Source organism: Rubripirellula tenax, from assembly GCF_007860125.1.
Lineage (GTDB): Bacteria > Planctomycetota > Planctomycetia > Pirellulales > Pirellulaceae > Rubripirellula > Rubripirellula tenax.
Genome location: NZ_SJPW01000006.1, coordinates 17,054 through 31,227, shown reverse-complemented (window position 1 = coordinate 31,227; position 14,174 = coordinate 17,054). Strand labels below are relative to the sequence as shown.

Annotated in this window: 6 protein-coding genes; 3 read left to right on the top strand and 3 right to left on the bottom strand. The window is 55.4% G+C overall.

The genetic code is table 11. The features are described from left to right. The first annotated feature begins 162 nt into the window (after nt 1–162). On the top strand, nt 163–4,896 hold the full coding sequence (locus tag Poly51_RS21145; protein WP_146459891.1) for a beta-propeller domain-containing protein: 4,734 nt from the start codon (nt 163–165) through the stop codon (nt 4,894–4,896). Nucleotides 4,897–4,990: 94 nt separating this feature from the next. Here the strand turns inward: Poly51_RS21145 and Poly51_RS21140 are convergent, their stop codons facing one another. Continuing rightward, nucleotides 4,991–6,829, bottom strand: a complete 1,839-nt coding sequence (locus tag Poly51_RS21140) for an FG-GAP-like repeat-containing protein (protein WP_146459889.1) — start codon at nt 6,827–6,829, stop codon at nt 4,991–4,993. Nucleotides 6,830–7,103: 274 nt separating this feature from the next. On the opposite strand from Poly51_RS21140, the gene Poly51_RS21135 reads away from it, so the two are divergent. Both Poly51_RS21135 and Poly51_RS21130 read left to right on the top strand, forming a co-directional pair. After that, nucleotides 7,104–10,040: a DUF1553 domain-containing protein gene (locus Poly51_RS21135; protein WP_246114663.1), complete on the top strand. Its 2,937-nt coding sequence runs from the start codon at nt 7,104–7,106 to the stop codon at nt 10,038–10,040. Nucleotides 10,041–10,053: 13 nt separating this feature from the next. Continuing rightward, on the top strand, nt 10,054–11,448 hold the full coding sequence (locus tag Poly51_RS21130; RefSeq protein WP_146459887.1) for a DUF1501 domain-containing protein: 1,395 nt from the start codon (nt 10,054–10,056) through the stop codon (nt 11,446–11,448). Nucleotides 11,449–11,596: 148 nt separating this feature from the next. Here the strand turns inward: Poly51_RS21130 and Poly51_RS21125 are convergent, their stop codons facing one another. Then, nucleotides 11,597–12,241, bottom strand: a complete 645-nt coding sequence (locus Poly51_RS21125; protein ID WP_146459885.1) for a hypothetical protein — start codon at nt 12,239–12,241, stop codon at nt 11,597–11,599. Nucleotides 12,242–12,312: 71 nt separating this feature from the next. Then, nucleotides 12,313–13,947: an OprO/OprP family phosphate-selective porin gene (locus Poly51_RS21120; RefSeq protein WP_246114662.1), complete on the bottom strand. Its 1,635-nt coding sequence runs from the start codon at nt 13,945–13,947 to the stop codon at nt 12,313–12,315. Nucleotides 13,948–14,174: the final 227 nt, after the last annotated feature.

Sequence of the window (14,174 nt, the reverse complement as noted above, 5' to 3'; positions counted from 1 at the left end):
CTGCGTAGAATCGCACGACGGGGCTTTGATCGGGCGATTTTCCTTTGCGTTTCCTTCGTCGAACCCCAGAATCAGCGAGGATTCTAAGCAGATCTGGGTACTGATGCATTCGTTGAGAGAATAGACTGACTACTTGCAGTCCTGGTCTGACGAGGTGCCGTGATGAAATATCGAAAACGAAACCGCCGGTCCCGTCGTCCCCGGGTCGAGGGACTCGAGCAGCGTCAGCTTTTGGCGGGCGATCTGATTTTGGTCGACGACGTGTTCGCCGCTGATCAAAACTCGGGTCCGATTCAGTTCGATGTTCTTGGCAATGACATCGTTGATGTGGACTACACCGGAGCAGGCAAGATCACGGCTGTTAGTACCGCCAGTCTGGGCGGGCGACTGCAGATCGTCGCCGATGGATCCCGACTTCAGTACACACCGCCGGCTGATCGCGCGGGTACCGAAACGTTCCGCTACACAGTTGACGATCTGTTGTCGGCCGAAGTCGCGGTCAATATCGTTTCTCCGTTGTTGCCATTTGAGACAACCATAGACCTGTCGGAAGACGAGTATCGCCTGGAACTGTTGCTCGGGTCTCAATTTCCTGATGGCTATTCCGGCGATCGTCGAATCACGCTGGCCAGCGAGACTGCGCTGGGATCGGAACTTCGCATCAGTGATGACGGGCAATCGGTCGTCTATCGAACCGAGAGCAATCGTTCATCCAAGGATCAGTTCACTTACATTGTCGATGACCGTTTCGTCGGCACCGCCGTGGTAAACGTACGCAACCCATTGGTCTATGACCAATTCGAGGTGATCCAAAATAGCGGCACGACGAATCTAGATCTGCTACAGAATGATTTTCGGATCTCCGACGGCGGTATCGGCGACGGAGTGGTATCGGAAATCGACTGGCTAGAGGATCGCCTGAACGCTCGTATCACGCATGTGCTCGGTGTGCCTGATTCGGTCGACGTCACGATCGCCAGCGATGGCCGCAGCGTCAACGTCACGGCCGCGGATGACTATTTCGGTTTCGTCAATTTTCGTTACGTCGTTGACAGTCGGTTTGAACAGAATGCATTGGTGCGGGTCGCGCGGCCGGTCGTCAACGACTATTTGTTGGCAGACGTTGATGGCGGTATCCACAGCTTGGATGTTCTGGCTAACGACAAATACAACTCGATCTTCGGTGGATCGTCGATCGATGTTGTCGCCCAAGTGACTTCGGTGACATCGGGCGATCAAGGCGGCACGGTCGAAGTTGCTGCCAACGGCTTGTCTGTTCTGTACATGCCGGCAGATGGGTTCTCCGGTGTCGAGCATTTTGACTACGTGGCAGACGGCAAACACCCCGCGTCGGTGAGCGTCGAAGTCACGCAACCCGTTCGTAACGATTTCTTCAGTGTCTACCCCGGTACAGTCAATCGTATCGACGTTTTGGCAAACGATTTTTTGGCAGACGGCTTGGTTGCAGGTGACCGCCCGGCACCAGTGATCACGTCCGTCACTGAGACTGCGTTGGGTGGAACGGTTGTCGTTGGCAGCTCAATTCAATACACACCGCCCGATGATATTGTCGGTTACGAAAATGATTCGTTCGAATACACGGTCAACGATCATTACACCGCGACGGTGGAGCTTCGAATCACGCCACTGACCGAAGCTGACCGTTTCGAATTTGATCAACGTCAGCCGCGTGATTTTTACGTCCTTGGCAACGATCATTTCGGGCTCGACTATTTGGGCGATTCTAAAATCACAAGCGTGACTCAGCCGAGCGATGGTGGTACGGCGTCGATCAGTGAAAGCGGCAGGTTCATTCACTATCAACCGGGTGGTTCGTTCGAGACTTTTACTTACACAGTAGACGATCGCTATACCGAAACGGTTTCGGTCGGCGCAATTCCGCGGCTCACCTCCGATCGTGCTGTGGCCGACCAAAACGGAGCCGCTATCACCGTTGACGTCTTGGCAAACGACTTCCCCAGCTACCTCAACCGCACTTACGGCGCATACACAGGGCCTCGAGTCCTGAGCGCCGTGACCGCGACCGAACAGGGCGGCACCGTCTCGGTCAATGATGGAAAGATCCGATATACACCTCCGCCGGAATACGTCGGGGAAGACACGTTCCAGTACGTCGTTGATGACTACCTAAGCCAAACGGTCCGAGTACACGTGGTTCGCCGGGCTGCCGACGATCTCGTTCGCGTCGCCCCCAACAGCCAAGCGAATACGCTAAACGTGCTTGCCAACGATATCTTGGGCGCGGACTACAACGGTGTCGGATTGATTTCTGAGGTGTCGTCATCAACGAGCAGCGGCGAAGTCTCGATCGCCGACGACCGGCGCAGCATCATATACACACCGGCAGTCGGCTTCACCGGCGAAGACACGTTTGTCTATACGATCGACGGCCAATCGCGTGCGACCGTGACGGTTTCGGTTCATGAAACGGCGACGGATCGGCTCGGCAAGTTCGAATCAGTCGACCAGCTCCGCGACTATGTGCTCGACCTTGCCGTGACTCGATATCAGAGTCAATTTGGATTGCCTGCGTATCGTTACTCCGACGCGATCGACGACCTATACTTTGCGAGAAATTTGAATAGTGGAATCGCTTCGCCGGAGTTTTCACAAACCAACGTTCAAGTCGCCGGCGTTGACGAGCACGACATTGTCGAAACGGACGGTTTCTTCATCTACACGCTTCGTGGCAATGAACTAACAATTGTCAAGAGTTTGCCTGCCGATGATCTTGAACTCGTCTCGCGGACTCAAGTCAAAGGCACGCCGGTCGGTATGTACTTGGACGGTGACCGCGTGACCGTGATCTCACAAACGACCAGCGACATCGTCAGCAACGAGACATTCGAGACGTCGCGGTTCGTCGTTGACAGCCCCGTTGGTCTCCTCTACGCACCGCATCCTGAACTGCCCTCGTCGACGATCGTAACGGTCTTGGACGTCGCCGATCGTTCGGCTCCCACGATCGTCCAGCGGACGGAGTTCGACGGGCGTTTTAATGATTCACGCCGAATCGACGACCAAGTCTTCTTGATCATGCAGTCGGACGGTTTGTTGCCGGAACTTGAATTGGTTTGCTTGGAAGAAGACGTTTGCACGTACGAAACAGAGAAACAGTTTTCGGATCGAGTGATCGCAAACTTTGCGATGTTGATCGAGGAGGCGTTGCCAAGCTACCAGAGCTATGACGCCGACGGTGAACGGGTTCGCGGCGGCCCGCTGCTGATGCCCGAGGACATCTATCGATCACTCGACAACGCTTCCTCGATGACAATCGTCGCGTCGATCGACATGGCGTCCAGCCGACCTGGCCTGTCGGCCGTTTCCGGCGTGATGTCCGATTCCAGCAGCCAAATCTTTGCTACCGCGACCAGCTTGTATGTCTTCACCGAGCATCGCGAGGAGATCGAGAATGAGGTTTGGACGGAGATCCAAAAATTTAATTTGGATGGTCAGTCGGGTGCGATCGGGTTCGCGGCCACGGGCGACGTCCCGGGTCGGTTCTTGAATCAGTTTGCCGCACATGAGAGTGATGGTTTGCTGCGAGTGACGACAGAAATCGTCAACGTGGGCACTGGCAATCATTCCGCTCGAAACGAGACCGGCGTGTTCGTGTTGCAAGACGATGCGGGCGTGATGGAGTTTGTCGGCAGCCTCCAAAACTTGGCGGTTGGCCAAAACGTTAAGAGCGTACGCTACTTCGGTGATCGAGTTTTCGTGACGACGTTTGAAACGATCGATCCGCTTTACGCGATCGACCTCAGCGACGCTACGGCGCCACGAGTGATCGGACATGTCTCGATCCCCGGGTTCAGCAGTTACATGCAGTTCATCACGCCCGATCGTTTGTTGACGGTCGGCACCAACACGGCAACCGGTTTCGGCGGCCGCGCGATGGTCTCGCTATTCGACGTTAGCGATTTGAATCATCCGACCCTGATCGACCAGTACAATTTGCCAAAGTACTCAACAAGCGAGGCCAACAACGATCATCATGCGTTCGGTTGGTTCGCCAATCACGAATTGCTTTCAGTTCCGACCAGCCGCTACTTCAGCGAGCGGTTCGATTCAGATGATGACGGCTACAAGGACACAACTCGTTTCGTAGGCGAAGACGAACTGTCGATCTTGCATATCGATGCCAATGGGATCTCGCCGCGTGGCGTGGTGGCTCATCAAGCCAAGGTCCAGCGGAGTGTGTCGATCGATGACTTCATTTACTCGGTCGGCGAAGACGGGATTCGCGCCGTCAATGTCGGTGACGCTGGCACGGTGGTCGACGAAGTGTTGTTCGACTGGGATTTGGTGACACCGGATTCGCCTTGGGTGCCGATCGATCCGCTGCCTTTGGCCGAGTCCGCCCGCCAGCGGCTGGCGTCCGACAAAGGAATCGATGTTGGCAACGTGATGTTGGTCACCCAAGAGAAAACGGATGGCCGATTTGATATCGTGGTTCGAACAGGTAGCGATCACTATCGCTATCAAGGCAGCGACGAAAACGATTTGGTTCTGGCCGACGAAACTTTCACGTTCGCGCCGAATATGCACAACCGTGAAAGGCCGCTGGATGCAAACGGTGATGGTGCAATCAGCGCGTTAGATGCATTGATGGTGATCAACCAACTGGCGCTGCAAAAGAGTACTTCGGTCGATCAGGTGCTGCGGCAAGTCAAAGTTCAAGTCGGTCGCTACGTCGACACCAACGGTGATGGCCAAGTGACGGCGATCGACGCACTAAGGATCATCAACGAAATGGCGCGTGCGAGCGCCCGCAGCACGCCTTCGTCCGAATCGATGGTCGCTGCCCTACCGGAGCGAATCGAAGTCGTCGACGAAGTTTTTCGTGACGAAGACGAAGTTGGCCAGCTTTTCTAACGGAATGGCTTTCATGCCACGTCGTGGTTTGGCGTTCGTCTTCTACTGAGCACGCTTCACATGCCGAATGAACGAGAGCCTGCGTGTGCGTCTCTCAATCGAGTTGCTCTTCCGATTCCCCAAGCAGTTGCGAAAAGGATCTTCGGTCAATTCCGTCGGGCAGTCGACTTGTATCTTCGTTCTGAACCCAAAGGTGGTCCTCGGCGAACCAAACGCCGTTGTTCGTTGATTCTCGCACGATCCGCGGCAGATCAGGCATGTGGTTGCTTTGCGGTGCAAAGCCGCCGATTGTGGAATCGTAAAGACGGATCGAAGACTCTTTCCCATTCGACACGATCAAGTCATCGTGTCCATCACGGTTCAAGTCTACGAATCGCACACCATTGTCCTGGCCACGATCATCGACGATGGCAGCAGGCATCGGTGATTCGGATTTTTCCCAAACTCCTGTTTCGCCGAGCTTCAAGATTCGCTTTGTGTCAGGGTTCGCGATAATGATCTCCGACAGTCCATCACCGTCTAGATCGCGGAGCCGTATGCCTTGGTCGATACCGCTTGACGAAGTGCGGACGTCCGACAATTCGCTCGGCAACACAACTCGCATGAATTTGCCGTCGACAAAGTCGTAGATCGCTTGTTCGCGTTCGTTGTTGACCAACATCGACACAGTTGCTCGACTGGACAGTCGGCCAAACCTGACGCCCAAATCAACACAGTGCCCAGGGTTGCTGTTGTCCACAAACTGCACACCACGACCGGCGCTGGCGAATTCAATGTCGCTCCATTGATTCGTATTCGGTTGCCAAACTCTTGCAACCTGGTGTTCCTCGTTGCCGATCAATACGTCCAGAAAACCGTCTTGGTTCAAGTCTAAGATTCGGACGCCATTGTCATTGCCGGCCGCCGAGCGAATGGGATGGCCCGCCAGCAAGTTTTGGTTGATCCGCTGCATGCATTCTTTGAACGTCAGAAACTTCACCCGTTTGCCGTACTTGGCGTTGACCCGGTCGATGACCGTAACCATTTGATCGGGGCGTAGCCAATTGTGCGGATGAAAGACAATGTTCGCGATTCCCTTTTTGATGACGGTGGCGTCAATCGCAATCAGTAAGTCATCAACCGTCTTGGGGTTGTAGGGTTGCTGGATGTTTTGGCCATGCCAATCGTCGGGGACCGTGCACGGAAACTCCCAGCAGGTTTTTCCGACCACGTAGGGATAGGGGTAGTTTTCGACCTTGTTCACAAACGACGCAAACGGAAGGTATCGGCGGAATCGTTCTTGGCCGTCTTCGTCCAACGTGATGGATTTCGGCAATATCGGATCGGCTGGCGTGAAGAGACATTCGACAGAGCTGCTCGCTTGAAGAAAGTTGCCCTTATCCGTGGTCGCGCTGACAATTTCGGCAAAGGCTCGTGGGCTCGGCGTGTTTTTTGAATCCATGCACGGGAATCGAAAAGCAACGGGGTGGTTACCCGGTATCGCGAACATGACGTCAACACATCGATCGTAAGTCGATTTGGCTTTCGCGAAATCGCTTCCCTGCAAACACGGGCAGGGATGGTCGACGGTATGAGTTTCGAGCGATAGTCCTTCGGCGAGCCAGGTCTGTAGCTGAGGATCGTTCGGGTCGACTTCGCAGGTCATGATGCTGACCGCGGCTCGGCCATCGATCGCTTTCAAACGATCTAAGATCGGACGCAAGTATGCTTCGTACTTGCCCGTGTCCCGCATGTCATCCATCCCCAGGGTCACAACCGCATCGACGCCCGGTTCGCCGAGCCACTGGGGAGTCGTCAGCTTTGGGAAATCGATTCCGGGATAGTACGGGTCCAAGAATTCGTCCAAGTACGTCAACGAATTCGTCTGAGCGGAAAGGACTCCACCGAAAACGAAAGCCAAGGTCATGAAGAGTGCTGTCAGTATCAAACGCATGATGACACGAACTCATGAGGGACAGGTTAAAGTGAACAAACGAAAATGCAGCATAGAACCGAAATCGCAGTCTTAACCGAAATTCAGCGATTCCCCGATGATAGACGAACTTGTTGCCCGTAAAGTCCTATGCGGTTAGCCCACCCCGAATCGTGAACTGGTTCCGTTCGATGTGAGGTGTTTTTCGCACGGGCGTCTCGAAACAGCTATACTTTCTGGACCAGTAAGCACGCGCTTCGCTCCTGCCTGTTTCCACCCGCCTTTGAGATCGCTGATGATCGATCACTCACCGGTACGTAGCCGTTTGATGCTGGTTGTGTGTTTTTTCATCGCCAGCTCATCTGCATGGGCGCGTGTTTTGGCGGATGAGATCGCAAACATCGAATTTTTCGAGACAAGGATCCGGCCCGTTCTGGTCGAGCATTGTTACGAGTGTCATTCCAACGAAGCAGCCGAAGTGGGTGGTGGACTTTGGCTGGATTCGGCCGAGGCAATGCGGGTCGGTGGCGACACAGGGCCGGCGATTCAACCTGGCTACGCCGACGACAGCGTTTTGATTTCGGCGCTGCGCTACGATTCATCCGAGATGCCGCCCAGTGGTAAATTGCCAGATCGAGTGATTCGCGATTTCGAAAAATGGATTGCCACGGGTGCAACCGATCCTCGCACCAACACGCCGAGTGCCGCGTCAAGCCTTAAAACACCTAAGATCGACCTCGAGGCCGGTCGGCAATTTTGGGCATTTCGACCGCTGCGTGTCAGTGATCATCTTGCACAGCCTGGCGATTTAAAGTGGATCGACGAAATGGTGCAAGAAAAGTTGCAGGCCGCGGCGATTGTTCCAAATGGGAGAGGTGATGCTGACACGTTGCTTCGCCGACTTTCGTTTGATCTGACAGGTCTGCCGCCGTCGGCTGATTCGATGGTTCGCTGGCGTGCCGACCCGAGCGACGTGAATTGGGAAATCATTGTCGACAAGATGCTCGCCTCCACCGCATTCGGTGAACACTGGGCGCGGCATTGGATGGACGTCGCCCGATACGCCGACAGCAATGGCAGCGATTTTAATGCCACCTTTCATGACGCGTGGCGCTACAGAGACTACTTGATCAGCAACATTGCTGGCGACACGCCGGTCGATCAAATGATTCGGCAACAAATCGCCGGTGACTTGATGCCTGCCGAGAACGACAACGTCCGTCGACAGAATTTGATCGCTACGACGTTCCTGATGCTCGGCACAAAGATGTTGAGTGAACGCGACAAGACGAAATTGACGATGGACGTTGTCGACGAGCAGATTGACACCGTCGGTCGTGCGTTCATGGGAATGACTCTTGGCTGTGCTCGTTGTCACGATCACAAATTCGATCCTGTGCCGATGCGAGATTACTATGCGCTGGCTGGCATCTTTCGTAGCACCATGTCGTTGCAGGGCGAATCGCAAAAATATGTCAGCACGTGGAAACCGGTTCCGTTGCCCACCAGCCAAGATCATCTCGACGCACTGCAAGAACATGGTGAGAAACTGAGGCAAGCGAAGGACGCGCTCGCGAAAGCCGAAGCCAAAATCAAGAAGCAAGAGACTCCCGTACGACAACTGGCCGGTATTGTGATCGACGACGAATCCGCGATTCGAACGGGCGACTGGGTCGTTTCGACCTACTTGAAAGGGTTCATCGGCAGTGGATATCTCCACGACGACAATCGGAACAAGGACAACGCGTCGTTGCAGTTCAAAACAACTCTTGCGAGCGAACGGTCAAAACCTGATAGTGAGAGAGTGACCAAGCAGAACGGTAAAGCAACGGTGCGGTGGGAAGCCCGACTTTGGTACACGCCCGGTGGTACACGTGCGTCAAACGTCCCGGTGGAAGTCCGGGTCGGCGACGAAACCCGACTTGTCAAAGTTGATCAACGCAAATCCGGCAAAGATGGACCAATTGCAAGCTTAGGTTTCTTTGAAGTCGGCCAGGGAACCGAAGCTGTGGTCACGATTTCGAATTCCGGAACGTCCGGTCACGTGATCGCTGACGCGGTCCAGTGGATCCCGCACGGCGGTATGCAACCGGTTGTCGAACGGGGTAATCAAGACGTGCAAAAAGTCGCCGAACTGAAGCATCGCCGCGATTCGATAAAGACTGAATTGGCTGCGCTCGTCAAAGACGCGCCCGCTCCTTTGCCAACCGCGATGGCCGTTGTCGACAAGTCCGCGGCCGAAGTCGTCGATTGTCCGATGCATGTGCGAGGCGAAGTCAACAACCTTGGCGACACCGTGCCTCGCGGTTTTTTGAGTGTCTGTGGTGCACCGGACGAAAGCCCATCGACACTCGCATTCACGGGCAGCGGGCGACTCGAATTGGCGGCTTGGATGACCGATCCCGATCATCCGCTTACATCGCGCGTCGCTGTCAATCGAATCTGGATGCGTTTGATGGGCGATGGAATCGTTCGCACGGTCGACAATTTTGGCGAGCGAGGTGAACGTCCATCACATCCCGAATTGTTGGACTCGCTTGCGGTGGATTTCATGCGAAACGGTTGGAGTCGCAAAAGGTTGGTCCGGCAAATTGTTCTCTCGGAAACCTATCGGCGTGGATCGCAATCGTCTGTGCTTGGCGACGCCATCGACCCTGAGAATCGCTTCTTGTGGAGAGCCAATCGAAAACGGCTGCCCGCCGAATCGATTCGCGATTCAATGCTCGTGATCGCCGGATCGCTCAGTCGCGAGGGACTGGACGACCCGATGAACGGCTACGGAACTCTGGTTAGCAGCAATGATGCAAAATCGAAGTCGAAGATTTCGTTTGCGGTCAACGATCACCGACGGACCGTTTACTTGCCGACCATCCGAGGAGAAATTCCGGCGTTGCTTGCCGCTCTCGATGTCGCCGACGCGGACCTGCTCGTTGGCAAACGACCGACAACGAATGTGCCCGCACAACCTCTTGCATTATTGGGCAGCAGCGAGGTCCGTGAATGGGCTGGGCTAACCGCAAACAGGCTACTTACCGAAGTCGAGAATGAAAGCGAGCGGGTTCAGTGGGCCTACGAACGCGTTCTGCAACGCTTGCCCACTGCCGAAGATCATGAACTTGTGGGCCGTTGGCTCGGAAGTGAAACCGCCCGAGCGATGCCGAACGACCAAACGCGTTGGCAACAGTGGATTGCGGCGATGTTCGCAGGAACCGAATTCAGAATTTTGGAATAGGTCAGTAACAATCATGTTTGCACTCAACCGACTCAACCGACTCGATCGCCGCGAGCTGATGACGTCGACGGCGATGACGCTTGGATCGCTTGCGGTGACGGCATCAAGCCCGAATGTCTCGTGGGCGGGGGGTGGCGAGTTACCGAGCGACACTGCTGGCGGACTGCATCATCGGCCGCGCGCCAAACGCGTGATCTTTTTGTTCATGCACGGTGGACCCAGTCATGTGGACACGTTTGACTACAAGCCCCGGTTGGCACGCGAAGACGGCAAGGCACTTCCCTTTGCGTTGCCGACGCAGCTTGATGCCAAACCGACGATCATGAAAGGCCCGTGGGGTTTTTCGCAGCACGGCGAAGCAGGACTTTGGGGCAGCGAATTGCTGCCTGAAATGTGCCGCCATCTCGATTCGTTTTGCGTGATCCGTTCCATGCACACGCGTGGTCAATCACACGGTCAGGCGGTTGGCATGGTCAACACGGGCAGCGATAACTTCGTGCGGCCAAGCGTCGGTGCCTGGATCAGCTATGCACTCGGGTCGGCTCACCCGGATCTGCCGGCTCACGTGGCAATCGGGCCGGCAACCGCACACGGCGGCCCGCGCAACTATGGTGCCGCGTTCTTGCCCGCCAAGCATCAAGCGACTGCGATTGGAAAGAACGGATCGTTGGGTGCAGGAAAAGTCGCCTACTTAGAAGACTCGCAATCACACCAGTTCGATTTGGTGTCTCAGCTTAACCACCGTCATGCCGCACGGATTGGTCGCGATCGGGAAGTAGAAGGAGCCATTGAAGCGGTCGATCTTGCACGCCGCATGCAAGGGACTGCACCGGAGATCATGGATCTGTCATCGGAGACAGCAGCGACACAGAAATTGTACGGCATCGGTGAAAAGGCCACCGATCAGTACGGCCGAGGTTGCTTGATGGCACGGCGGTTGGTCGAAGCCGGTGTGCGGTTCGTCAGCGTCAGCAGCGGCCAAGTCTGGGACCAACACGGTGGGCTGAAGGCCGGTCATGCAAAGAACGCGTTGGCGACCGATCGGCCGATCGCAGGACTGATCGCCGATTTGAAAGCACGGGGAATGTGGGATGATACCTTGATCGTTTGGGGCGGCGAGTTCGGTCGCACGCCGGTGGTCCAAGGCAAAGACGGGCGTGACCACAATCCGCAAGGATTCAGCATGCTGTTGGGCGGTGGCGGAGTTCGAGGCGGAACCACATACGGCGAGACCGACGAATACGGATATTACGCCGCGATAGATCGAGTGCACATGCACGATCTGCACGCCACGATCCTGTATCTGCTGGGAATCGACCATGAGCGACTGACCTATCCTTACGCAGGTCGTGACTTTCGATTGACCGACGTCCACGGACGTATCGTAAAAGACATCGTGAAAACGTAAATCGCACTGCTGCCTTCTTTTTCCTTTACGAGAAGCTCCCGCGTTCGAATTGGCAATCTGAAAGTTTTGCAGATTCAATCAACAGATAGAGGGATCGACCGGCTGTTAGGCCAGTCGATCCCACCCAAGTCGATCATTTCAATGGTGACTATTGACCGTAGACGGGTTGAAACGCTTGCTGGGCCGGCGCTTGTTGTGCCGATTCGACCATGATCGATTCCATCTCGGTCGAACTCGGTTGAGCATAGCCGTAGTTTGGATATTGAGCATACGAGGGATCGGCAATCATCTCTCCACCACCGTAGGCGGCTGATTTGTCACAACCAGCATCACAGTTTGTGCCGCACGCGTTCGAGTCGCAGCAGCCCGTCGCACAACCGCCGCCACAGGGTGCCTTTTCGGCCGACCATGAGTACTCGCATTCAGGGCACTTGTACTTCTTCGTTTTCAACACGCAGACGCGACGCGTACGGGCGCCGTTGTTGATGCACGAACTGCATCCCGTACCGTCACACGAATTGCAAGATCCGCATCGGTCCTTCATTTGCCACGGAAACACGACACGTGGGATGCAAATGACTTTCGACTCGACGTCGAAGCAGGATTTTTCTACGTCGACTTCTTTCGCGTCGAACTTGCAGACGTGATCACATGCGGGACATCGCTTGGTACAACCGGTTTGATCCAGCAGTCCCATCGGCAAACCGGCCGATGCGGGTGAAGGCGTTACAGCCAAGGCGATGAAGGTCATCACCGTCGCGGTGCTGACGCCCAGAATTGTTTTCAATGACATCGATATCTTCCTGACTTACGATTTGAATTTGTGAGAACTTGTTGCGATCGAGGACTGGGAACTGCGGATCCCTAGAAATCGATCATGTAACGCATGCCAAGAATCGTGTAGTCACCATCGACGCCGGTGGCGAGCGGTGTGGACGAGAGACCTTGGCCACCGTTGTTGACTTCACCCCAAACCAAGTTGGTTTGCAACTTCGAATAAGCGGTCCAGTACCAGTTCAACCCTGCGGTCCAAGCGTGTCCCTGTCCGCCGCGAATGTCCGAATCGCTGAGGTCGATATAGTCGTAACGAAGTGCCATCGCCAACGCACCCCAACCGCTTCCTGTGCCACCGGTGCAACGGTCAACCAAGAAGAAGTTCTCGAACGGTTTCACACGGTCGATCGTTCCCGTGACACGATCGTAGGGGATGTGTTCGCCGGTTAGGAAATACGAGGCGTAGATGTAACCACCGTGGAAGTGCAGGTCTTCGCCGCTGAAACCACCCAACGGATCACGTTGAACCCAGTTGTTGAAGTATTCGCCAGTGATTTGCAATGCGCCGATGTTTAGAATCGATTCCAAACCGAGCTGCTCGTAGTTGTTGGCACCCAGGATCCGATTGGTGTTGTACCAACGCGAATCGCTGCGAGCCAACGGACGAGTGCGGAATCGAGCTTCGTTGGCGTTGTCGTCCGCGTCCAACGTGCCGTTGCCGTCGGTTTGGTTAACCGAACCGGACATCGCAAGGTGCAAATAGCCGCGGCCACCACTGGTCTTGTCATACCAAGGGCTCGAGGACAAGCGACCGTAGACGCCGGCTTCGTTGAAGTCGCCACGATAGCGACCGTCGGTGTTTAAGTTCTCCAGCAAGAACGCTCCGTATCGCCAATGGAACATTTCATCGGCCGAGTAGCCATACATGCAGGCGCCCAATCGACGAGCGTCTTCGTTGAAGGTCTCCACCGCTAGAGGCCGTTCGGCAAACACGTTGTGTCGGCTGCTGTTGAGGTGGTCCAAGCCGATTGGTCGTTTCTGGTTCCCGATCAACAGCGTTTGGTTGTTCGGCAGGTTGTTGAACCCAAGGTAAACGTCCTTCATTTCCGCTTGCGCGGGATTGTTGAAGTCGATCTGGATCCGGAACAGCATATTGTTGGGAACGTCGCCGGCAAGTTCCAAGCGGATCCGCCGGAAGTCCCAGCGGTTTTCTGGATCGTCGGTCGGGTCGCCGGTTTCGAGTTCGTTGATGCCCGCGTCGGAATCGATGAAGTTCCAGTTGTCCAAGTGGACTCGACCGCCGAGCTTGTAGCTGGACTTTTTCTTCTTCTCGTCGGCTTCGTCCTTGATCTTGTCTTGGTACGTATCCCAAGAATCTTCGATCTCGTCGACGCGTTCAAGCAGCTTTTCGTAATCCTTCAAAGGGACCGTTGCTGGGGCTTCGTCGCCTTCATCATCGGCTTCCTTCGCGTCATTCGCTTTTTCTACATCCGCGATGGGCGCTGGCAACGTGCCTTCGGTGTCTGCGTCTTGCAGCATATAGGCGGACGTGTACGAGACGCGTTCAACGGGCGCCGTAACCGCGAAATCGGGCATCATCAGCGCCCGCGACAAGGCGTTGTCGTCGGCGAGAGCAGTCGGTACACCGAAGGTCGGGAAAGCGGCGGCAACGCCTAGCGTCGCCAAGAACGCGCGACGCGCCCTCAAGCGGGATGAAGTGAACAAGGGAAACCGTCCGTGGTTTTTGTGTGCTGCGTCCCGATCGGGATGGCGAAATCAAAAGGTCCGTGAGGCGGCATCCTGCCGGGCCTCACCCGTAGCATCGACGCGTCGGCAGAACCCGAATTATTAAGATACGGCGTCTATTGAGGGGACTCGATAACCGGGCGATCACGACCCCACCAAGCCGTCGGCTTTACCAAAGACAAACAAGCGGCAGAATCGCTTCAACC